Here is a 21277-nt window from a genome sequence, read left to right on the forward strand (position 1 = left end):
ATCCGCAAATGATGAAATTTCCACTTTATTTAGTCGCGAATACCTAATGCGATTTTCGCCATACGTGACATACGTTCTTTCGACCACGGTGGATTCCAAACGACATTTACTTCTATTTCATTAACTTCAGGTACGTTTGTTGATAATACTTTTTTAACGTCTGATACGATTTGCCCAGCCATTGGACAACCGATAGAAGTCATAGTCATCGTAATGACAGCATTATTATTTTCATCTGCTGTAACATCATACACTAATCCAAGATTAACGATATCAACACCTAGTTCAGGGTCAATAACAGCTTCTAAATTGGCAAGTAATTTATTTTCAAATGCTTCTTGTGACATAAGCAGCCCCTCCTACACTTTAATGATATCGATTCTCATTATAACGGAAATGAGCATAATGTGCAGGAAATGAGCTCAAAAAAATATCCCTCTTCGCAAGAGGGATATTTTTTGAACATCTATTCTGTTTTAAAATGAGATACGAGCTGATCTAACTCTTCAACTGTTTGTTTCATTTTTCTAGCAGTTACTGTCATTTCATTCATAACAATAACTTTCTGTTCAGCAGATTGTGCCGTTGCGGCAGTTTCGCTGGATACTTCAGTAGAGATAGAAGCGATGTTATTAAGTGAAGCATTCATTTCTTCAGCACTTGCAGCCATTTCTTCAGCAGTTGCTGATATATCTTGCATTTGAGTAGATACTTTATTTACTTGTTCCACAATTGTTGTGAAAGAAGTACCAGCTTCACGAATAACATTGATACCTTCAAATGCTTCAGAACGGCCTTGAGACATCATAGAGCTAGCAGTCTCTGTATCATTTTGAATTTGATGTAGTAATTGATTAATGTCTGTTGCAGCTGTTTTAGATTGTTCAGCAAGTTTTCGAACTTCGTCAGCTACGACAGCAAATCCTTTTCCTTGCTCGCCAGCACGAGCTGCCTCAATAGAAGCATTTAAAGCAAGTAAGTTTGTTTGCTCAGCAATATTAGAAATAGATTGTACAGCAGTATCAATATATTTCGTATGAGTGATTAGACGTTCAACCACTTCTGACGTAGCATTTACAGCTTCGTGTATTGTTGTCATTTGTGAAACAGATTTTTGAATAACGGTACTTCCATCGCTAGCATGTTCAGATGTGGCAACAGCAAGTTCCGCTACAGATGAAGCAGATTCAGCAATACGCTGAACACTTACTGCCATATCGTCCATTGCAGTTGAACTTTCTTCCATACTAGAAGTTTGTGATTGAATACTTGCATTTAAGTTGGACATCGAGCTTTGGACTCTTAATGTCGCCTCACGTGATGTATTCGTTTTTTCTAGCATATTTTCAGAAGCGGTTTGTACTTCCACTGATGTTTTTTGAACACGATTAATGATATGTTGTAGGTTTTCTAACATTTTATTAAATGATGCTGCAATAGCACCGATTTCATCGTTGCTATTTACTTGTAGACGTGCCGTTAAGTCACCTTCTTCAGAGGCTAATTCTTTTAGTTTTGTATCAATTTGTTGAATTGGTTTCACAAGTTTACCAGAGAACCACCATGCAAGAATAATTGCAACGATAATACAAATAACAAGTGATAGAAAGACTGCATATTCAATTCCTAGTGAAGATTGATCAATTTGTTCAATAGATTGTTCACGTAATTTAGCTTGTTCATTACTGTAATTTGTGAAGTCACCAATTACTTTATAGACCGTTCCGTTTTCTGAAGAAGCTACTTGTAAAGCTTCTTCCCATTTTTGTTCTTTTGCAAGAGTGAATACTTTTTCTTCAACGAACTTTCTCCAAGTAGAACCTAATTCCATTGTACTTTTTACGGACGAAGAAAGATTTGGATTAGAAAGAAGTTTATCTTTTGAATCCTCAAGACGTTTACTCATCTCATTAAACTTGTCTATTTCGACTTGATCATGTTGTAGTAAATAACCTCTTAAAGCAGATAGCTGTACTTGATAAGCGTCTCCACGTTCTTTCAATTCTGTTGCCAGTGGAGAAATTTCTTTTTGTAATGTTTCAGCTTTACGAGATTGGTCAATAGCAAAAAATAAAATAAAAGCTAAGGCGATACCAAATAAAGCGCAAATCGTTCCCATCATGAACATAAGTTTTTTTCTGATACTTACAAAATTCATATAATTAAAAGCCTCCTTTGTGAAATCTTAGTATTAGAATTAATAAATGTAAAAAATTGAAAGAAAGCTTTACTCCAGTTGGAATAAAGCTTTCTTATTTCCTTTAGGAATTATAGCAGACGGAATGAGAGATAGAAAGAGATATTTTAAAGTGAAAAAGGAGAACCTGTAAAACTTTCTTTCCTATACCTTTGAGTTCGTGTCATTTTCACTTTAAGCGTTTGTTTTGAAATGAGAGACGAGAACTTCAAGTTCTTGTACGATTGTTTTCATTTCAGATGATTTGTTAGCCACGATACTCATTTTGTTTACTTGATCACCAGCTGAATGTGCTGTTTGTAATGTTTCTGCAGCAACTTCATTTGAAATAGAGGCGATATTATTTAAAGCTGCGTTCATTTCTTCAGAGCTTGCAGCCATCTCTTCAGCAGTTGCAGACATTTCTTGCATTTGCGTAGAGACTTTGTTAATGTGGTTAACAATTTCTGAGAATGAAAATCCGGCAGTACGAATAACAGTAATTCCTTCAGAAGCTTCTGCTTGACCTTGTGTCATCATGTCATTTGCTACTTTAGTATCGGCTTGAATTTGATGCAGTAAATGGTTAATGTCAGTTGCGGCTAGTTGAGATTGTTCAGCAAGTTTTCGAACTTCATCAGCAACAACAGCGAATCCTTTTCCATGTTCACCAGCACGAGCTGCTTCAATAGAAGCATTTAAAGCGAGTAAATTTGTTTGCTCGGCGATATTCGAAATAGATTGAAGTGCAGTATCGATATGATTTGTATGTGTAATGAGTCGCTCAACTACTTGTGATGTAGCGTTAACAGCTTCGTTAATTGTGTGCATTTGTGTAATAGATTTCTCAATGACTTTATTCCCATCATCTGCTTTTTCTGAAGTTGTAACAGCTAAACTAGTAACAGAAGAGGCGGACTCAGCGATACGCTGAACACTTGTTGCCATGTCATCCATTGCAGTTGAACTTTCTTCAATGCTAGAAACTTGTGAACGAATATTGTGTTCAAGAGCATTCATAGTTTCTTGGGTCCTTGCGGTATTTTCCATAGAAGCAGTCGTTTCGATAAATACATTTTCGGAAGCTTCTTTTACACTTGTTGATGTTTGTTGAACTTGTTTTATTATAAGCTGTAAGTTAGTGAGCATTTGATTAAAAGAATTTGCAATGTCACCTATTTCATCTTTACTTGTTACGTGTAATCTAGCCGTTAAATCTCCATCTTGAGAAGCTAATTCTTTTAACTTCTCATCAATTTGTCGAATTGGTTTAACGAGTTTACCAGAGAACCACCATGCTAATAAAATAGACGTTAATGTACATGTAATGAGTGAGAAGAAAATAATATATTGAATAAGTGATGAAGAAGACTCAACGTCAGCAATTAATGCGTCACGTTTCTCATTCTCTTCATTTGTATATTTATTAAAACGACCTAAAAGATCATTTACATAATCTGTTTGTGCTAAAGCAATTTTGGATGCTTCGTCCCATTTTCCTTCACGAGCAAGAGGTAGTACCTCATTATCTATGACGCTACGCCATTTTCCCCCCATTAAAATAGCTTCTTTCATTCCTTCTGGGAGCTTCTTGTCACTTGTTACTTTCTCTCTAGTATCAGCTAATTTTTTCCCTTCTCGGTTGAACTTATCTAATCCTTTTTGATCATGTGATAGTAAATATTCTTGTAAACCAGCAACTTGTGCTTGGAACCAATCGCCACGTTCTTTTAAAATCGTCGCTCTTTTTGATACATCATTTTTTAACGTTTCGATTTCACTTGCTTGATTCATGGCGAATGAAAGAATAACAATAAGAGCAATGCTAAATAAAGAAGAAATGCTTAAGAGTGTGAACAGTAGTTTTTTTCGAATACTAACATATTTCATCGTTACCCCTACCCTCATTTAAACTGTTTATTATGATTTATAGATATTTAAAACAAAATTAATAAAAACATTATTATGAAGTTATTAATCTGTTCAATGAAAATTATAGCAGATAATGGAAGCAGTCAGATTGGTATTAGAAAAAGTTCTTAAAATGTATACATTTGCATATCATAAAATTCATAAATAAATATTAGAAATGCTATTGAAATTTGAAATGACATCATGTATACTTCTAATTAGTTGATAACGATTATCAGTATCAACTGAAACATTACTCTTCGTTATGTTGGTCATACCCCTTTTTGACGACGTAAGTCAGAGACGAAATGTTGAAATATCTTGTGTCCTATTCTACAGAATTATGGTAATCTCCAACCTCAACTTATATGCGTGAGCATGCAAAAAGGATCCTATCCGTGAAGGGATCCTTTTTTGCATGCTGTCGCAATTATTGTATATAGACCAGGGATACGTTCTTCGATTCCTTCCGGTGCAGCAGAAGGGAAGAGCCATCTTTGATGAGGTCCGTGTTCTTCAACTAGTTTTTCAATTTTAAAATGTTCTTCCGCGAGTGTTGTAATAATTTCTCCTAACGTCCAGCGACGGATGGTTGTTTTAGGTAGCGATTCTTTCTGTGCTTCTGTAAGAAGGATGCTATAAGCAACATCATCTTCAATTAATTCTTCATCGAAATAATTTCCACTTGCTCGAAATGATGGATGGTCTACTCCTAATAGCTTTGTGTATATTGGATGGTAATCGCGAAGGATAAGTATTCCACCGGGCTTTAGTAGTTGAGAGATTGTTGTAAAAAGTGGTTTTAAATCTAGAAAGTAATGAAGTACACCAAGTTCCAGTAATACGATATCAAATGATTTGGAGAGATTTACATCTAGTACATCAGAAACGATGTAATGAATAGAGACGCCTGCGGCTTCCGCAAGTTCATTTGCATATTTTGCATTACTTGCTGAAATATCAACAACTGTTACGTCAGCTCCTAAAAGAGCGAGTGCGACAGCTTTATTTCCTTTTGAGCCGAGTAAATTAATAATACATTTTCCTTTTGGAGATTGTATGTAAGGTAAATAATGTGCTACTTCGCGCGTGGGATCTTTCATGATTTTTTTCGCATAATCAGCTGGTGCCCCGTGGCGATTCGTCCAAGCTTCATAAGCAGCTGTATTCCAGCTTTTTGCATTTATAGTGCTTAGTTGTTTTTGGTTCAATGTTATCACTCCTTTTGTGAACGTATAGTTATTCGGCAGGGGGATGGGATTTCCTTTTCTTTCTGAATAAAAGTTTGATTTTTCTGTGATTAAGTCGTACAATACTTTTTATACGTAAAAGCGTTGAAAAGGAAAAGTAGGATGAACACATTCTTTCCAGAGAGCTTCGGTAGCTGAGAAGAAGCAAGAATATTCATTTGAACAATGGCCTTTGAGCTTCGTCCTGAACTTATCAAATGATAATAGTAGGCGGCGACGAGAGTTGGTACTCGTTATCAAAACCACAGTATAAGAGCATATAGCTCCGTACTTGTTAAGGCTAATTATGTGAGTAATTGGCGAAATAAGGTGGTACCGCGACTGTTTATACAGCCCCGCCCTTATCTTTTTTAAGATAAGGGCGGGGCTTTTTATATTTAAAAGGAGGAATGTAAGATGAGTATTTTTATTGGAGGCGCTTGGCCGTATGCAAATGGTTCGTTACACCTTGGCCATATTGCGAGTTTGTTACCTGGAGATATTTTAGCGCGTTATTACAGGGCAAAAGGTGAGAATGTGCTGTATGTTTCAGGGAGTGATTGTAATGGAACACCGATTGCAATTAGAGCAAAACAAGAAGGTGTGACAGCGAAAGAAATTGCTGATAAGTATCATGAAGAGTTTGAACGATGTTTTCGTAGCCTTGGTTTTACTTATGATTGCTATACACGTACAGATAGTGAGCACCATCATGAAACGGTTCAAAATGTTTTTTTACGTTTATTAGAAGAAGGACATATTTATAAAAAAACAGTGGAACAAGCATATTGTGAAACGTGTACGCAATTTTTACCGGATCGTTATGTAGAAGGAATATGTCCGCATTGTCATGAAGCAGCAAGAGGAGATCAATGCGATGCTTGTTCTGCTATTTTAGATCCTCTCGATTTGTTAGAAAAGAAATGTAAGTTATGTGGTAGTACGCCATCTGTAGAGGAAACAGAGCATTTCTATTTTGCATTGCATACATTTCAGCAGCAAATTAAAAGGACTGTAGAAATTGCCAAACAAACAGGGACATGGCGCGACAATGCGATTCAACTAACAGAGAGGTATGTAAAGGAAGGATTACTAGATAGGGCCGTATCACGTGATTTACCAATTGGGGTACCAATTCCAGTAGAAGGGTATGAAGATAAGAAAATTTACGTATGGATTGAAGCAGTGACAGGCTATTATTCAGCGAGTAAACATTGGGTTGAAGAAACAGGGAAAGATGATCAAGAGTTTTGGGATAGCGAAGCGAAAACATATTATGTGCACGGAAAGGATAATATTCCGTTTCATTCCGTCATTTGGCCAGCGGTATTACTTGGAATAGGGGAGGAAGCAATCCCGCGTCATATCGTTTCGAATGAATATTTAACAGTTGAAAAAAGAAAATTATCTACAAGTAAAAACTGGGCAGTATGGGTGCCTGACATATTAGAACGATATGATCCAGATTCTATTCGTTACTTTTTAACCGTCAACGCACCAGAAAATCGCGATACTGATTTTTCATGGCGGGAATTTATTTACAGTCATAATAGTGAATTATTAGGTGCATACGGGAACTTTGTGAACCGGACATTAAAGTTTATTGAAAAATATTATGGTGGTATCGTGCCGAAAGGAAGTATTGAAGTAGAGCTGAAAGATAAAGTAGAAGGATTATATAAACAGGTAGGAGAGGCGATTGAGCAAACTAAATTTAAGGTGGCGTTAGAGACAGTATTTGATACAGTACGTTTTGCAAATAAATATTTTGATGAAAAGCAGCCTTGGAAACAAAGAGAAGATGATCCAGTTTCATGTGAAGAAACGATTTATAACTGTGTGTATCTTATCGCTAATTTTGCCCATCTCCTTGAGCCATTTTTACCATTTTCAAGTGAAAGAGTTCGAAACACATTGTCGATTGTGAAACGAAATTGGGAACCGCAAAATACGTTGCCAAGTAGAATTGATAGCGTACAGCCATTATTTGAGCGAATCGATGTAAAACAAATTGAGCATGAGATAGAGAAGCTGTATGGAGCGGTAAAATGAGATAGAGAAAAAGACCTTTCAAGTAAATGAAAGGTCTTTTGTTATGCAGTATGGTTCTCTTTCTTATCTTTCAAAAAGAAAAGTACAGCAAGGATTACAAGAATAATAGCTGCAATATCATACGTTATTTTAAATGTAGTATTAAAGTTTAAGTACTCTACGAAAGGAGTTTTCACTGCTCCTGCATATATACAAACGGGAACGAGAAGTAAATCGTAAAATTTCTTTTCTTTCATATATCTTATTAGGAAGAAGATACACATAATAGCAAAAAATACGATGCTTAAAATAGTCATTTATACCTCCAGATAAATTTACTTATTTTAGTTGCAGTTATATCTTTTATATAAATTCTGTATTTTTTCAAGCGCTGTGCACGCGATTGTGTTTCCTTTCTTTCCTAGCCGTAAGCAGCTGAGGAGTGAAAATCCCAACCAATATAAAAATAATTCCAATCCACTGCATGAACGTTACGACTTCATGTACAAGTGTAATAGAAGCAATAATAGCAGTTGGTAATTCAGCTGCACCTAATATTGTACCAAGCCCTGTTCCAACCTTTGGTACACCGATTGAAAAACAAATGACAGGTACAACAACGCCGAATAATCCGAGGAAGAAAGCATATTTCCATAGGCCAGCTTGCAAAGCACCGTCTGTTAAAAAGGTTGGCGGAAAGAATAGGCATACGATAAGAGTAGCACTTGTTGTCATAAGAAAGCTTTTCGTATAAGGCGGAACATCCGTAGCGACGCGCCCGCTCGCAAAAACATAGAATGAAAAAGAGACAGCAGCTAATAGCCCAAAGATAATCCCTTTCGTAGAAAAACTTTGTCCGAGGCCTTCAAATACACCACCTGCAAACAATGTACCAGCAAATAAAATAAGGATAGATATGATCTTATCGCGGCTTGGAAATGTTCGATTTGCAATTGCTTCGATAATGACACCAATCCAAGTGAACTGAAAGAGTAGGACGACAGCGATAGATGCGGGTAGTTCTTCTACAGAAATAGCGTAAAAAATCCCAGTCATACTCATTGTTGTTCCGACGGTTAGTAATGAAAAAAATTGTTTTTTTGTTACTTTATGACGTGAAAAGAAAAGAACGAGTAGAAATAGTCCAATCCATCCGAAGACATATTGTCCCCCTAGTAGTTGATGTGCTGAAAATCCATTTATGAATCCGAGTTTGAAAATAGTTGAAAGTATGCCGTAGCTGCAAGCACCGAATAAAACGAGCAATGAATATTTAAACTTTTCCATAAAAAATCCTCCTTTTAAGTAATAAAAAACGCCCGCTATCCAAATAAGGATAACGGGCGAACGAAACAGAGTAAGACACTCTACAAAATTCCGCCACTCACACATGAAGTATGAGTTTGGGGTATGTAATTATAGTGAATGTTACATTGCTTTTGGGAATACAATGGAGCATTTTACACCTTGAGCTGTGTTTTGTATCCCGTAAGGAAACTGATGTTTATCTAATATTTGTTTCACGATATATAATCCAAGACCACTACCTTGTACTAAACCATGTTTATCAGGGTTTGCGCGATAAAAAGGCTCAAATAAATGAGCAAGTTTATCTTCATCAATTTGTGAACCTGTATTTAATACTTCTAATGCATAACCATTTGGTTTTTCATAAAGCTTTATATATACGTGCTGATGGTCAATTGTATAATGAATTGCATTTGAAATAATGTTAAAAATAGCAGTTTGAATAAATTTAGGATCAGCTAAAATTTGTACGTCGTGTTTAATATTAGATTGTACATTTAATTGTTTTACAGATACAAAGTAATCTACTTTCTTCATAACATCCTCAATAATATTAGATAAAGAAATGACTTCTAAATTCGGTTTAAATTGAGGGTTTTGTATTTTGGATAATTCCGACATTTTTTCCGTTAATATGTTAATGTCTTGCATCATCTCGTAGGAACGTTTCAAATACTTATCTCTATCTTTATAAGCTCCAATTCCGTGAATCATGCCATCTAGTTGTCCCATAACGGCTGCGATTGGTGTTTTTAATTCATGGGACACCATAGACATAAATTCTTTACGAGATTGTTCTAATTGTTGTTCCTTCTTGAGCTCGCTTCTTAAATCTTGATTGCTTTCATGTAAATTCTTCACAATATTTGGTACTTGTGAAGCAGCTACTTGCAAATTAAAATCTGTTTGATCTGCATTTTTGTTAAGTAGCTTTTTATCTGAGAAATCAAGATTCATAATATCTTTTAAAGCATCGCTCATATATTGAAAAGGTTTGGCAATTAGTTTTGTATAAATTAAAGATCCAAGTAGTGATAATGCAAGCATTGTCGCGCCAATATGTGGAGCTAATTGCTGCAACGCATCTGCTAACTTTGGATTATCATTTGTATCATTTGTTTTACTTGCTGCATTTTGTGTATGTAAGGCATCATTATTAGCGGCTTTCTTTTCTGCTTCTGTAGGCGGATTAGAAGTGCTATTTTTCCCCGAAAGATTTTGTGTATGTTCTTTTGCCTTTACAGTTTGGCTAGGCTGCAAAAGGTGATTGATAGCTGTAGAAAGAGATTTATAATCTATAATAGAAGATTGGAAATTAGAAATGCTCTCCTCTGACACAGCTTTATTTTGCTTCGTTTTACTTCCGTCGTTTTGCTTATCTGAATCGGCCTGTTCTGTAGTCGGCGTTCCATTTTCTTTCGCAAAATGTTCTTTATCGTAGTTTGAAGCTAGAAAGTAAATAATTTGATAAAGGCAAAGTGATAAAAGAATACAAAATAATAAGGTTTTGATGAAAATATTTTTGGTGATGTTGTCTTTGCTACGATTCGATTTTGTAGCCAATGCCTTTCACCGTTTTAATATAAGGAATTCCTAATTTTTTTCTTAAGTTTTTAATATGTGTATCTATAACTCTTACATCACCATAATGTTCATAGCCCCATACCTTATTCAACAAATCACTTCTTGATAATACTTTTCCTCGATTTTGCAGTAAAGTATAAATAATTTCAAATTCTTTTGTTGTCAATTCAATTTGATTACCATGAACATAAGCTGCATATGCTGTAGAGTTTAACATCAATTCATGGAATTGTAGTATAGTTGCAGCTTCTGCTTCCTTCGTTGCTGCCCTTCTTAATACAGCCTCTACACGCTTAATAAATACAGTGTAATGGAACGGTTTCGTAATATAGTCATCAATACCTAACTCAAATCCTTTAATTTCACTTTCTTCATTATGTAAGCCTGTTAACATAATGATTGGTACATCAGATTGTCCTCGCATAATTTTACAAATACTATAGCCATCTATATCTGGTAACATTACATCGAGGAGGACAAGATCGTATGAATTTTTTTGGAAAAGAAGAATACCTTCTGTTCCAGCACCAACTACATCAACTGTAAAGTTTTGTGCCATTAGAAATTCACGAATAAGTTCTTGTATATCTGGGTTGTCTTCAATCACCAGTATATGCGTCATAGTAACACCTCCTAAATAACGCTTTTTACTGCAATATTCGAATTCATCATTTTTCGAGTGACTCAGATTGTTTATACATATAATAAGCCCCCGCTATAAAATAATCATGAAGGTAGCAAGGGGAATAGTTTAGTGTTACTGAATAGTTCAGAATTACAGTAGTTCTATTATAGTATGTATTATAAAATTTATAAAACATTATAACTGTATAATTTTAATATCTACGTTTATCAATGTTTAGATATTAACTAATCAAATCTATTCCTATTATATATGTAAATACAGTTGTTTTGCTACTGTAAATGAATAAATAAAATAAGCCAAGACATAAAATTCTTGGCTACACATAAATCTTGTTTTTAGGCTATTTTACAGTGACAGTAGCTTGCTGCTGAACGCGCTCAAATAACCAGTGTATATCATTGTTATACATACGAATACAACCAAGTGTTGTCCATTTGCCGATTGCTTGATTATTGTTAGTTCCGTGAATCGCATAAGTTGTTCCGTAAGTTCCTGCCATATTTAATCCGAGCCAACGGTCACCAAGTGGATTACGTGGATCGCCGCCTTTAATTTTGCCTGTATAATAAGGGCGGTTTTTAATTTTATTTACGATTTGAAAAGTGCCTTTAGGTGTAGGTGTTGCAGCTTTTCCAGTAGCGACAGTAAAACTTTTTATAAATTTTCCATCCTGATAATAATCCATTTTATTTAACTGAGTGTCTACGATTAATTGATCTTTCGTTGTAGCTGCCTCTGCACTAGCGAATGGAAGAGTTAAAAATCCTAATGATAATAGTGCGCTTAATAATAATTTTTTCATTGTTATTCTCCTTTTACTATCGTAATAGTCTTACATACAATGAAGTTGTAATCCTCGTAATGCTTTATTTACATTTTCATCTAATGTTTCAAAGAATGTAGTGATTTTGCTGTTGTGTTTGTTGTTATCAATAAGTAATCTTTCATTTAATAAAAGCTCACCACGTAGTCCAAAACTTTGAACTTGAATATTTAGCTCATCTTCATTTTCAGAAATGATTGGTAAGAAATAGTGAAAAGCTTTTGTTGGAATGATGTAGCTTTTGCCAATCATGCTTTCTTGATTTGAATTAATCCATTTTTTCGTGACAATTTTAATATTCTTTTTTGAAACGATAAAAGATAGTGTTGTAGATTTTGTTAAACTTACGTCAAATTCACTTGTTTCACATATTTGTAAATTAAAAACGGTTTCATTTTGATGAGATTCAACATTTGTATTAATAAAATCGTGCATTTTATATGCTTCCATTTCGTATTCACCCTTTTTTCAATTTCGAAAAACGACTTATATTTATTCAAATTAATGCTTAGTCATATATTGGTTAAATTTTTCAACAAATTCCGATATAATCTTACAATACGTATATGAAGCTAATATGAAGTTAGCATGAGTTTGTGATGGTTTTTTATTGAGAACAAAATAAGAGAGCTTTTTTAGTGCTAAAAAATGGATAAAATCTGCATGTTATTAATGCGTCTTTTCGCTATTTCGACTTGGAAAATAATTTTTACTATTTAATAAAGAACGAAAATCATTAGTGTGACCCTTACAAAAATGTAATAAAAATGTAAGCTATTGTGATAGTTATTTCGACAATTTTTTTATACAATAATAGTAAGAATTTGTACGTGATTGAAAGGAGAGATGACATGGAATGGATTCATGAATTATTTCAGCAATACGGGTATTATGTTGTACTTGTCGGCTTGCTGTTAGAATATATTGCACTTCCGTTTCCGGGAGAGCCAACATTAGCATATGCGGGATTTTTAGCACATAAGGGTGATTTAAGTTTACCGATTTTAATTATTCTATCCTTTATTGGGACAAGTGTAGGAATGACGATTCAATACTTTTTAGGAAATAAATTAGGTATGCCTTTCATTCAAAAGTATGGGAAATACGTATTTTTAACACAAAGAAAAATTGACTTAACGAGAATGTGGTTTGATAAGTATGGGTACTTCCTAATTTTTATTGGTTTCTTTATTCCTGGTGTACGTCATTTCACAGGATACTTTGCAGGAATTATTAATTTACCATTCCGTCGTTTTGCCATTACAATTTATTCAGGCGCTCTATTTTGGGTATCATTCTTCTTAATCGGTGGTTACTGGTTAGGTGGAAACTTACATGATATCTTTGGAGTGCTAGAAGGTCATATCGGTAAAATCATTTTTGGAGTTATTGTGATTGTAGCGGTTACGTTGGGTATTCGTTTCCGTAAGCAGTTAAAACGAGTATTACTACAAAACGCAAGTTAATATGAAATCCATTCTATGTCAGAATTTAGGAAGGTAGTGCAAAAGCACTGCCTTTTTTATTTTATTTTTAAGACTATGTTTAATGCACATTTTACATTCTTTATAGGAATTTGATACAGGATAAGAAATAAGTATTTTGTCAATTATTATAGTCGTAATGACAATTATAATTGACAAATATAAGGATATTATTTACAATTTTAATTAAATAAATGAAAAAGAGGGAAGACATGAAGCTTCAAAATCGAGTGAGGGAATTGCGAGCAAAGCATCGTTTATCACAAGGGGATTTAGGGAAAGCGATTGGATCATCACGGCAAACGATTAGTTTAATTGAGCGTGGGGATTATGCACCATCTATCGTATTGTCGTTAAAAATCGCACAAATTTTCAATGTACCGGTGGAGGAAATATTTACGTTAGTAGAGGGGGAAGAGGACGATGAAGAGTAAGCGAAAAAAACAATTTGATTCTGTGGGGAAAATAGCATTAAGTATGATAGGAGGATTTTTAACGTCTTATATAGCTTTAAATTTACTCTCGGATGAACCGAGAAAATTATCATCCAATACATTTATAGGTATATGTACTATTTTTGGAATTTTAATGATGTACTATACTTGGAAGAATACACGTATGTTAGCAGAGGCACGCGATGAAGAAGAGAGCGTACAAGGCAGAAAATTAGGCATTATAAGTATATATTTACGTGTAGGTGATATAGTTACGCAGGCATGGTTTGTATATGCAGTTATTACATGTAGACGTGCACTGTTGCAGGATACAGATGTTTCATTTGCGGTGTGGAATTTAGTAGCTTCTATTGCTTGTTTAACTACAGTAGTAATTATCGGACTCATAACAAAAAATCGTTATAATAAGCTATATCCTGAACAAGGTGTAACGTATATGGAATCTATGAAAATGTGGACGAAAAATGCAGATGAAGGATTAAAGCACATTGTGCATGAGGCTGGATATAAAGCATATGAATTTACGAATACAATATTGGCATATGTATGGTGGGCTGCCGTTATATATACAGCTGCTAGTAATATCGATTTTGTATTAATTGGCTTAATCTCATTTATTTGGATATTGCATCTTGGGAAGTTCATGTACGAAATGCAGAGGAAAATGATTTATTAAGGGGAGAAAAAGGTGGATATTTTAAGAAGGCCAGCTGGCTCAATGACAGTGGCGCTAATTCTGTCCATTTTATACGGAGTAATCCGAACTGGGAAATTAGTAGTAATTTTGAACCTATGGGCAATAGTTGGAATTTCATTATTAGTGTTAGCCATTCATGAGCTAGGACATGTAGTATTTGGTGTAATAGGTGGTTTAACATTTAAATTTATGACAGTAGGACCCATTACTATTCAAAAAGAAAAGGGAAAATTACGCATTCGAGAAAATAAATTATGGGCTTACTTTGGAGGCGTTGCAACACTAGTACCAACTTCTATAGAGACACCGAATCTTTCGAAAAAATGGGCGTGGCTCACTTTAGGTGGACCAATTACGAGTTTACTGTTTGGTATTACTTCCGGTTACATATACATGGTGAGTTATTATCAATATCTTTTATATTTTTCCTTTTTCCATTTTGCAATCTTTGCGGTTACAATTGTGCCGATAAAAGGAACGCTTATGAGTGATGGGAGGCAATTTCTTATTTTAATTAAAGATGATGAAAGAGCTAGAAATCATTTATATGAGATTCAAATATCGAGTGAGTTATTTAGTTATAAAAGACCGAAAGATTGGGATGAAAGATTAGTAGAATTGAGTGAGGAGAAAATAAAAGAGAATAAAGGGATAAGAGAGATAATGAGTAGACTTATGCTTGTCTTTTTTGCTCGTGCAGATCAAGAGGGAATGGAAAGAGCGATACCGTATATAGAACGAATTGTTCAACTACCTGTAACGAAAGAAAATAAGTTTTTCGTTAGTAGTTTTCATAGTTGGTATCTTTTATATAAAGCCCTTTATCAGATGGATAGTCTTTCTTTGCAAGAAGCAACGGAACATGCAAAGGCTATTACAAAAATGGACCTAAGTGGATATTACCGTACACAAGGAATTATTAAATATTTAGAGGGCGATATGGAAGCGTCCTGTACTTATATGAAGAAAGCTGATAAAGAATTAAAGAGTGCCGAGAAGAGTGAGATGGGATATTTACAATTAGAAAGAGAATGGTTTGAGCAGTTGAAGGTGAGGGTATCTTACGATGGGTGAGGTATCCTCTTTTTTATATGTCATCTTATGCCGTTCCATAAATAGCCCGGGGCGAGTAAAATGAGATAAGAAGAGCAAAACTTGGAGGAAGTAAATATGGAAATTTTATCAATTATTTTGATAGTCTTGCTCATTTATGTTGTTTTTAAAGTGGCATATGTAGCATTAAAGATACTCGCGATCCTATTAATTATCTTTTTAATCGTAGAGTTCGGCAGTAAGTTGCTTGGGGGATAGGGTATGTGGTGCGTTTCGAGTGTCGAAGGTTGTCGTTAAATCGATATCTTGTGTTGAACCGTCGATATAATGAAAAAATCGTTGATATAAGTGGAGAAATGATCGATATATCTGAAAAATCGTTGATATATTTTAGTGAATACGAAGTGGGGGATGTGGAAAAGAAGTTGCCGTGAGGGTAACTTCTTTTTATCGTGATGCGGGGATATGCAAAACAATATAAAAAGCTGGAAGAGTATCTTCCAGCTTAAGAGTTACTTTCAATTTGACGACCGCTATCTTCTTCAGTGTCTTGTAATAGGTTGAATACGTCTGCTAGGCAGAATGCAATGAACCAAGTCCATAGACCGTGGAAGAAAGCTGAGCTTAATTGAAGTGGTAATGTATAGTTTGTCATTGAGTAGGAAATACATCCACCAACGATTCCAATCATTGTTAATAACATTGTTTTTTGAGCATTTTCTTCTGGATTGAAGAGGAAGTAAATGTATCCGCCTAGAATTGAAGCGCTTACAAGTGTTTCGATTCCGTTAAAGATGATATTCTCTCCAAGCTGAGTGTTTGTCCAGAAGCAGATTGCTCCGCCGATAATAGCAAACAGGACAGCTATTGTATATCGTATATATTGATTCATATGTTCATCTCCCTATGTAATAAGATGATTTGGAAGTCAAAAAGGTAGGTATAGTATATTGAAGTGAGTTTTAATTGTACGTATCTTTTTATAAAAAGATCATTGAAGAGTAACTAAGATGATCGGTTATTTAAACCGTTACGTGTATGGTGTCTGAAATATACCCGACTGCTCGTTTCTTTTTGCTTGTAAAATAAGAGAAACTTCCAAGTCTATATACTCTTTTTTTGTGAGTCTGCTTTCATTATAACACATTTAGGGACATAATAATAGAATTATCTGATTTTGTAATAAGTGTAAAAAATAAAAAGCGTAAGGAAATACAATTAACGGTGCAGTTTAGTGGAAGAAGGATTTTAATTTATTATGATGAAATATGTAATCAAGGTGAGATCTAAGAATGAGGCTTAAATACTATAAAAAATGTTTTATAGCATGAATGTAAGGGAGGAGAGCTAACTTGGAGTTCACAACAGAAAGATTAATAATTAGACCTTTTAAGAGTACTGATTTACAGGATGTATTTGCTATTTATAATAGTGATGATACATGTAAGTTCCTATTACATAATAAGTGGACTCATGAAGACATGCAGAAAAGATTTAATAAGAAGCTAGCAAATAATGTACTTACTAAAGAAACAATATTAAGTTTGGCAGTTATATACAAAACTAAAGTAGTTGGTGATTTATCAGTATGGTACACAAATATGAAAGACACTGTTGAGATTGGTTATAGTTTTGCAAATGAAGTAGCTGGGAGAGGTTTGGCAACAGAAGCAGTAAGTAGTTTGGTATTGAAATTATTTAATGAATGTAATGTACATCGTATACAGGCTAATCTTGATGCACGTAATACAGCTTCACAAAAATTGTGTGAACGAATAGGCATGAGAAAGGAAGCCCATTTCATACAAGATTTTTGGAATAAAGAGGAATGGACAGATAGTATTGTATATGGAATGCTATCCTCCGATTTGTAGTAATAAACTTAGTGATTTTATTATGCTAAAAGGTACGTTAGTTGAATAACAAAGGGCATAACATATTAGTCATATATAATATGTTATGCCCTTTAATTTATTAACCGGTTTTATATGCGTTTGAAACGGCCGACAATTTCAACTGTTTCAGTAATGTTCATAAATGCTTTGTTATCCACTTGACGGATAATACGTTTCATTTCGCCTAACTCATAGCGAGTCACGACAGTGTAAATCATTTTTTTCTTATGGTTTGTATAGCCGCCGACAGCGTCTACCATTGTCACCCCGCGTATGCCGTGATGTAGTAGTGCGCTTTTTATTTCCTCGCCTTTTTCTGTAATAGTCATTATCGTTAATTTAATATGTTTCGTATGCACAGCGTCGATAACTTTGCTGACTACAAATCGACTAATTAACGTATAAAGTGTAATATCCCATCCGAAAATAAAACCTGCTGCTACAAGTAAGATTAAGTTGAATACAAATATGATTGCTCCAATTGAAACATCTCGGTATTTCGCTACAATCAATCCAACAACATCAAAACCACCTGTTGAAGAAGCAAATCGGAATATAATTCCTGAAGCTGCTCCGCAGATAACACCACCGAATACAGAAGAAAGTAAAATATCGTCTGAAACTTGGTGTACCGGGATAATGTTCATCGCTAACGATGATACAGCTACAAAGTACGCTGTTAAAAAGGTTGTCTTCTTTCCTAAGTAAAAGTGACTTAAAATAAGAAGAGGAATGTTTAGTAAAAAGATAAGTGCACCGATATTGTAGTGCATTAAATAACCGATAATCATCCCTACACCAGCGAATCCACCGCTAATCATATTATGCGGGATAAAAAACATATTCATAGAAATTGCATACAAAATAGAAGCTATAAAAATAACAACCAACTGTATCATAAATTCTAAGTGAAATGTTTTAGCTGCTGGGAAGGATAAAAAGGCGGTGTCGGGAACGTAATCGGCGTCTCCTAGTTGACCCATAGTATGTTTCATCTCCATATTCATTTTTGATTACAAGAAGAGAATAAAGGTTTTTTCAAAAACTGGCAATAGTTTTATTATAATGCAAAAATTTTATAAATTTCTAATAAATCAAGCCTATTCATTGATGTGTGTGAATATGCTAAAGAAAGCGAATACAACGTTTCTTAATTATTGTTTTCTTGAGAAAATATGCAAAATACTTTTTTTGAAAATAAAAGGAAATAGAGAATATTTGCCCGATGTGCTAAAATGACCTTATTAAGGATGTGAAGCGATGGAATTTTTATTGCAGGATGCAATTCTATATATATCGTTTGTAACGACAGCACTTTGTTTATTAGAAGTTTTCTTCCTTACTAATGTTTCTCGCTTTGTGCGTCAACAAGCATCAAGCGGTAGACAAAGAGCTTTTGCGTTAGTTGATACATGTGAAGATAGTGCGGGAAATGTACCGCTATTTTCAATTTTTTATAAATATGGAATGATTCGTTCCGTACGCAGACAAGAATCAAGTGAAGAGAATGATGAGGTTGGTCCGTATACACCAATGTTTCGCTAAATAATTACGAAACATTGGAGGAATGAACATGTTAAAATCATACCGAGCTGCGCTCATTAGTTTATCAGTAGTACTTGTTTTTGTTTTATCTGGCTGCAGTAATGCAGGCACAATTGATTCACATAGTACGGGAATATGGAACCATTATTTCGTATATCCAATCTCGTATATGATTCAATTTGTTGCTCATCATATACCGGGAGCTAGCTTCGGGGTTGCTATCATTATTATGACGCTCGTTATTCGTTCAGCCATGATTCCATTAGCTGTTTCGCAATATCGCAGCCAAGCGAAAATGAAGAAAATGCAACCTGAATTGCAGAAGCTAAAGAAAAAATACGGTGATGTAAGCAAAGACCTTGAAAAACAAAAGCAGTATCAAAAAGAAATGTCAGAACTAATGAAATCAGGCGGTTGGAATCCACTTGCTGGTTGCTGGCCAATTTTTATACAAATGCCGATTTTCTCTGCTTTGTATTATGCGATTAGCAGAACGGAAGAGATTCGCACATCTTCGTTTTTATGGGTGAACCTAGGACATGCAGATCCATATCATATATTACCGATTATTGCAGCGTTAACGACATTTATTCAGATGAAAGTTTTCCAATCGAATATTACACCTGGAGAACAAGTACAGATGCTAAAGATGCAGCAAATTATGATGCCAGCAATGATTCTATTTATGGGGTTTGCGGCGCCATCAGGACTTGTGTTGTACTGGATAACAGGTAACTTATTTACAATGACACAAACAATTGTATTAAGAAAAATAATGGAACGTGAAGAGTTACAATTACAAAAAGCATAGAGAAACACCGCTCATTACGAGCGGTGTTTTTTATTTGAATCGTTAAGGAAATTTTAAGAAACCAATATTACTATTGGCGTTGTATACGAAAGTGTACATGCTTTAGAAATATGAAGGAGGAAATTTCCTATGAAGAAGAAAACAGTTGGTTATTTAGCGATTGCAGGTGCTTTATCATTCGGAATCATTGGAGGAGTCGGTGTTCCGGCATTCGCGGCAACAAATACTCCAACAGCTGAGCAAGCGACAAAAACAGCGAAAAAAGATTTAGATGCCGCTACAAAACAAAAAGTAAAAACGATTATGGACGATACAAAGAAACAGTTACAGGAGCTAGGTGTAAAGCTTCCAGAAAAAGAAAAACGTAAAGAAATGTTTGCGGGATTAGATGAACAGGCGAAAGAAAAAGCGAAGTCGATTTTAGAGCAAGAAAAGTCTGGAAAATTAACACGAGAACAAGCAAAAGAGGAATTAACAAAGTTAGGCGTAAAAATGCCGGAGAAAGGTAAGCGTGGAGACATGTTTGCTAACTTAGATGAACAGGCGAAAGAGAAAGCGAAGTCGATTTTAGAGCAAAAGAAATCTGGAAAATTAACGCATGAGCAAGCAAAAGAGGAATTAACAAAGCTAGGCGTGAAAATGCCGGAGAAAGGTAAACATGGAGACATGTTTGCTAACTTAGATGAACAAGCAAAAGAAAAAGCAAAGTCAATTTTAGAGCAAAAGAAATCTGGAAAATTAACGCATGAGCAAGCAAAAGAAGAATTAACAAAATTAGGTGTGAAACTTCCAGAGAAAGAGAAGCATGAAGATATATTTGCAGGATTAGATGAGGCAACAAAAACAAAAGCAAAAGCGATTTTAGACAATGAAAAGAAACAATTAGAGGCATTGAATGTTGATTTACCGCACCATAAGTTTTTTATGAAAAAAGATGAGAAATAATTGAATGAAGTCGTATCTTTCGTGTGGGCAACCGAAAGATACGTGAGAGGACCGATTTCTGTTAGCAGAAATCGGTCCCTTTTAATGATTTAATAAAATTTTTTTCATTGTTAGTATGTATCCGAAGACGCAGTAGAAGATTGCAAAACCGATAAACACTTCCGTATATTGATATTTACCCAATACGTAGAAGGAAACAGCTGGTATAATAGCTACCGCTAAAATGCTATAACCAGGATACTTGTGCCGATGCATGATAGCGAATAGAACAGAGAGAAACGTAGCGATGATACAAAAGACAGCAATCATTATTGGTGCACCTCCTAAATGGATTATACCATTTTTAGGGAAATAGAGAAGTTTTGTATCTTCTGTTATAATATAAGAAGATAAATATTTCCTATGTTATATAAAAAACATATTGATTTTTTCTAACAATTCAATATAATGAACAATAACTACAAAATTCGACATCAAGAAGTGATGATGAGGACACGATCAATTTTTTACGATTTCCAGAGAGGGAAGCCTTTGGCTGCGAGCTTCCTAATACGGAAAAATGGATTACCACCTCTGAACTGCAGCAGTGAACGAGCATCTAGTAATTGCTTGCCGGCAAAAACCGTTATTTAGACTTGAGAAATTGGTGAAGTGTGTTACTTTACGAATTGAAACAAGGGTGGA

The 21277-nt window shown here is 34.7% G+C and carries 24 protein-coding genes and 2 other annotated features (1 of these 26 cut by a window edge); of the genes, 11 read left to right on the top strand and 13 right to left on the bottom strand.

The window, feature by feature from the left end; all coding sequences use genetic code 11:
- Positions 1-29: 29 nt before the first annotated feature.
- The 4 genes from EBQ15_RS13850 to EBQ15_RS13865 form a co-directional block, all read right to left on the bottom strand.
- The gene (locus EBQ15_RS13850; RefSeq protein ID WP_000076422.1) at positions 30-347 is read right to left on the bottom strand and encodes a metal-sulfur cluster assembly factor; all 318 of its coding nucleotides are present in this window, start codon (positions 345-347) and stop codon (positions 30-32) included.
- Between the two features lie 119 nt (positions 348-466).
- Positions 467-2158, bottom strand: coding sequence for a methyl-accepting chemotaxis protein (locus EBQ15_RS13855; protein ID WP_001012190.1), 1692 nt, complete (start codon positions 2156-2158; stop codon positions 467-469).
- A 213-nt stretch (positions 2159-2371) separates the two neighbouring features.
- A complete protein-coding gene (locus EBQ15_RS13860; protein ID WP_000878443.1) occupies positions 2372-4066 on the bottom strand; it encodes a methyl-accepting chemotaxis protein in 1695 nt (564 codons plus the stop codon).
- Positions 4067-4479: 413 nt separating this feature from the next.
- Positions 4480-5298, bottom strand: a complete 819-nt coding sequence (locus tag EBQ15_RS13865) for a class I SAM-dependent methyltransferase (protein ID WP_001072229.1) — start codon at positions 5296-5298, stop codon at positions 4480-4482.
- 114 nt (positions 5299-5412) lie between these two features.
- Positions 5413-5683 (top strand) — a binding site (T-box leader).
- A gap of 50 nt (positions 5684-5733) precedes the next feature.
- On the opposite strand from EBQ15_RS13865, the gene metG reads away from it, so the two are divergent.
- Positions 5734-7368 carry a methionine--tRNA ligase gene (gene metG / locus EBQ15_RS13870; protein ID WP_000021553.1) on the top strand — a complete coding sequence of 545 codons (1635 nt, stop codon included), beginning with the start codon at positions 5734-5736 and terminating at the stop codon, positions 7366-7368.
- 41 nt (positions 7369-7409) lie between these two features.
- On the opposite strand, the gene EBQ15_RS13875 is transcribed toward metG, so the two are convergent.
- From EBQ15_RS13875 to EBQ15_RS13900, 6 genes are all read right to left on the bottom strand, one after another.
- Complete coding sequence (locus EBQ15_RS13875) at positions 7410-7664, bottom strand: hypothetical protein (RefSeq protein ID WP_000154132.1); 255 nt, start codon at positions 7662-7664, stop codon at positions 7410-7412.
- A 67-nt stretch (positions 7665-7731) separates the two neighbouring features.
- On the bottom strand, positions 7732-8634 hold the full coding sequence (locus tag EBQ15_RS13880) for an EamA family transporter (protein ID WP_000410483.1): 903 nt from the start codon (positions 8632-8634) through the stop codon (positions 7732-7734).
- Between the two features lie 141 nt (positions 8635-8775).
- Positions 8776-10218: a sensor histidine kinase gene (locus EBQ15_RS13885; protein WP_000201953.1), complete on the bottom strand. Its 1443-nt coding sequence runs from the start codon at positions 10216-10218 to the stop codon at positions 8776-8778.
- Positions 10196-10861, bottom strand: a complete 666-nt coding sequence (locus EBQ15_RS13890; RefSeq protein WP_000148833.1) for a response regulator transcription factor — start codon at positions 10859-10861, stop codon at positions 10196-10198. The genes EBQ15_RS13885 and EBQ15_RS13890 overlap by 23 nt, the downstream gene beginning before the upstream one ends.
- Before the next feature lie 364 nt (positions 10862-11225).
- Positions 11226-11687 carry a L,D-transpeptidase gene (locus EBQ15_RS13895; RefSeq protein WP_000735058.1) on the bottom strand — a complete coding sequence of 154 codons (462 nt, stop codon included), beginning with the start codon at positions 11685-11687 and terminating at the stop codon, positions 11226-11228.
- A 30-nt stretch (positions 11688-11717) separates the two neighbouring features.
- The gene (locus tag EBQ15_RS13900; protein ID WP_000388768.1) at positions 11718-12158 is read right to left on the bottom strand and encodes a DUF3978 family protein; all 441 of its coding nucleotides are present in this window, start codon (positions 12156-12158) and stop codon (positions 11718-11720) included.
- A 401-nt stretch (positions 12159-12559) separates the two neighbouring features.
- On the opposite strand from EBQ15_RS13900, the gene EBQ15_RS13905 reads away from it, so the two are divergent.
- From EBQ15_RS13905 to EBQ15_RS13930, 6 genes are all read left to right on the top strand, one after another.
- The gene (locus EBQ15_RS13905) at positions 12560-13174 is read left to right on the top strand and encodes a DedA family protein (protein WP_000454754.1); all 615 of its coding nucleotides are present in this window, start codon (positions 12560-12562) and stop codon (positions 13172-13174) included.
- 230 nt (positions 13175-13404) lie between these two features.
- Positions 13405-13626 (top strand): helix-turn-helix transcriptional regulator, encoded by a 222-nt coding sequence (locus EBQ15_RS13910; protein ID WP_000776168.1) that lies wholly within the window; start codon positions 13405-13407, stop codon positions 13624-13626.
- Positions 13616-14323, top strand: coding sequence for a DUF3169 family protein (locus EBQ15_RS13915; RefSeq protein WP_000837710.1), 708 nt, complete (start codon positions 13616-13618; stop codon positions 14321-14323). Before EBQ15_RS13910 ends, EBQ15_RS13915 begins: the two co-directional genes overlap by 11 nt.
- Before the next feature lie 42 nt (positions 14324-14365).
- The gene (locus EBQ15_RS13920) at positions 14366-15418 is read left to right on the top strand and encodes a site-2 protease family protein (RefSeq protein ID WP_033683986.1); all 1053 of its coding nucleotides are present in this window, start codon (positions 14366-14368) and stop codon (positions 15416-15418) included.
- 96 nt (positions 15419-15514) lie between these two features.
- A complete protein-coding gene (locus tag EBQ15_RS13925; protein WP_000404758.1) occupies positions 15515-15655 on the top strand; it encodes a DUF3985 family protein in 141 nt (46 codons plus the stop codon).
- Between the two features lie 5 nt (positions 15656-15660).
- On the top strand, positions 15661-15831 hold the full coding sequence (locus EBQ15_RS13930; RefSeq protein ID WP_241228017.1) for a PadR family transcriptional regulator: 171 nt from the start codon (positions 15661-15663) through the stop codon (positions 15829-15831).
- Positions 15832-15902: 71 nt separating this feature from the next.
- On the opposite strand, the gene EBQ15_RS13935 is transcribed toward EBQ15_RS13930, so the two are convergent.
- On the bottom strand, positions 15903-16289 hold the full coding sequence (locus EBQ15_RS13935; RefSeq protein WP_001077763.1) for a DUF3938 domain-containing protein: 387 nt from the start codon (positions 16287-16289) through the stop codon (positions 15903-15905).
- Positions 16290-16749: 460 nt separating this feature from the next.
- Here EBQ15_RS13935 and EBQ15_RS13940 point away from each other — a divergent pair, with 460 nt between their 5' ends.
- Positions 16750-17271, top strand: coding sequence for a GNAT family N-acetyltransferase (locus EBQ15_RS13940; protein WP_016118849.1), 522 nt, complete (start codon positions 16750-16752; stop codon positions 17269-17271).
- A gap of 110 nt (positions 17272-17381) precedes the next feature.
- Here EBQ15_RS13940 and EBQ15_RS13945 read toward each other — a convergent pair whose 3' ends face one another.
- Positions 17382-18275, bottom strand: coding sequence for a YitT family protein (locus tag EBQ15_RS13945; RefSeq protein WP_000530044.1), 894 nt, complete (start codon positions 18273-18275; stop codon positions 17382-17384).
- Positions 18276-18552: 277 nt separating this feature from the next.
- Between EBQ15_RS13945 and EBQ15_RS13950 the strand changes: the two genes are divergently transcribed.
- The 3 genes from EBQ15_RS13950 (at position 18553) to EBQ15_RS13960 (ending at position 20593) form a co-directional block, all read left to right on the top strand.
- Positions 18553-18837, top strand: coding sequence for a hypothetical protein (locus EBQ15_RS13950; RefSeq protein WP_000394936.1), 285 nt, complete (start codon positions 18553-18555; stop codon positions 18835-18837).
- A gap of 28 nt (positions 18838-18865) precedes the next feature.
- Complete coding sequence (locus EBQ15_RS13955) at positions 18866-19648, top strand: membrane protein insertase YidC (protein ID WP_000920519.1); 783 nt, start codon at positions 18866-18868, stop codon at positions 19646-19648.
- Positions 19649-19777: 129 nt separating this feature from the next.
- Positions 19778-20593 carry a hypothetical protein gene (locus tag EBQ15_RS13960; protein ID WP_000730878.1) on the top strand — a complete coding sequence of 272 codons (816 nt, stop codon included), beginning with the start codon at positions 19778-19780 and terminating at the stop codon, positions 20591-20593.
- A gap of 81 nt (positions 20594-20674) precedes the next feature.
- On the opposite strand, the gene EBQ15_RS13965 is transcribed toward EBQ15_RS13960, so the two are convergent.
- Positions 20675-20902, bottom strand: a complete 228-nt coding sequence (locus EBQ15_RS13965; protein ID WP_000562238.1) for a hypothetical protein — start codon at positions 20900-20902, stop codon at positions 20675-20677.
- Between the two features lie 165 nt (positions 20903-21067).
- Positions 21068-21277 (top strand) — a binding site (T-box leader) (it continues 27 nt past the right edge of the window).

This window comes from Bacillus sp. 2D03, assembly GCF_003946765.1.
Lineage (GTDB): Bacteria > Bacillota > Bacilli > Bacillales > Bacillaceae_G > Bacillus_A > Bacillus_A cereus.

Excerpts from the sequence above, each read along its gene's own strand:
- EBQ15_RS13850 (WP_000076422.1), bottom strand. The coding sequence starts at position 347 with ATGTCACAAGAAGCATTTGAAAATAAATTACTTGCCAATTTAGAAGCT.
- EBQ15_RS13855 (WP_001012190.1), bottom strand. The coding sequence starts at position 2,158 with ATGAATTTTGTAAGTATCAGAAAAAAACTTATGTTCATGATGGGAACG.
- EBQ15_RS13860 (WP_000878443.1), bottom strand. The coding sequence starts at position 4,066 with ATGAAATATGTTAGTATTCGAAAAAAACTACTGTTCACACTCTTAAGC.
- metG (WP_000021553.1), top strand. The coding sequence starts at position 5,734 with ATGAGTATTTTTATTGGAGGCGCTTGGCCGTATGCAAATGGTTCGTTA.
- EBQ15_RS13875 (WP_000154132.1), bottom strand. The coding sequence starts at position 7,664 with ATGACTATTTTAAGCATCGTATTTTTTGCTATTATGTGTATCTTCTTC.
- EBQ15_RS13880 (WP_000410483.1), bottom strand. The coding sequence starts at position 8,634 with ATGGAAAAGTTTAAATATTCATTGCTCGTTTTATTCGGTGCTTGCAGC.
- EBQ15_RS13890 (WP_000148833.1), bottom strand. The coding sequence starts at position 10,861 with ATGACGCATATACTGGTGATTGAAGACAACCCAGATATACAAGAACTT.
- EBQ15_RS13895 (WP_000735058.1), bottom strand. The coding sequence starts at position 11,687 with ATGAAAAAATTATTATTAAGCGCACTATTATCATTAGGATTTTTAACT.
- EBQ15_RS13900 (WP_000388768.1), bottom strand. The coding sequence starts at position 12,158 with ATGGAAGCATATAAAATGCACGATTTTATTAATACAAATGTTGAATCT.
- EBQ15_RS13905 (WP_000454754.1), top strand. The coding sequence starts at position 12,560 with ATGGAATGGATTCATGAATTATTTCAGCAATACGGGTATTATGTTGTA.
- EBQ15_RS13910 (WP_000776168.1), top strand. The coding sequence starts at position 13,405 with ATGAAGCTTCAAAATCGAGTGAGGGAATTGCGAGCAAAGCATCGTTTA.
- EBQ15_RS13915 (WP_000837710.1), top strand. The coding sequence starts at position 13,616 with ATGAAGAGTAAGCGAAAAAAACAATTTGATTCTGTGGGGAAAATAGCA.
- EBQ15_RS13920 (WP_033683986.1), top strand. The coding sequence starts at position 14,366 with ATGACAGTGGCGCTAATTCTGTCCATTTTATACGGAGTAATCCGAACT.
- EBQ15_RS13925 (WP_000404758.1), top strand. The coding sequence starts at position 15,515 with ATGGAAATTTTATCAATTATTTTGATAGTCTTGCTCATTTATGTTGTT.
- EBQ15_RS13935 (WP_001077763.1), bottom strand. The coding sequence starts at position 16,289 with ATGAATCAATATATACGATATACAATAGCTGTCCTGTTTGCTATTATC.
- EBQ15_RS13945 (WP_000530044.1), bottom strand. The coding sequence starts at position 18,275 with ATGGGTCAACTAGGAGACGCCGATTACGTTCCCGACACCGCCTTTTTA.
- EBQ15_RS13950 (WP_000394936.1), top strand. The coding sequence starts at position 18,553 with ATGGAATTTTTATTGCAGGATGCAATTCTATATATATCGTTTGTAACG.
- EBQ15_RS13955 (WP_000920519.1), top strand. The coding sequence starts at position 18,866 with ATGTTAAAATCATACCGAGCTGCGCTCATTAGTTTATCAGTAGTACTT.
- EBQ15_RS13960 (WP_000730878.1), top strand. The coding sequence starts at position 19,778 with ATGAAGAAGAAAACAGTTGGTTATTTAGCGATTGCAGGTGCTTTATCA.
- EBQ15_RS13965 (WP_000562238.1), bottom strand. The coding sequence starts at position 20,902 with ATGATTGCTGTCTTTTGTATCATCGCTACGTTTCTCTCTGTTCTATTC.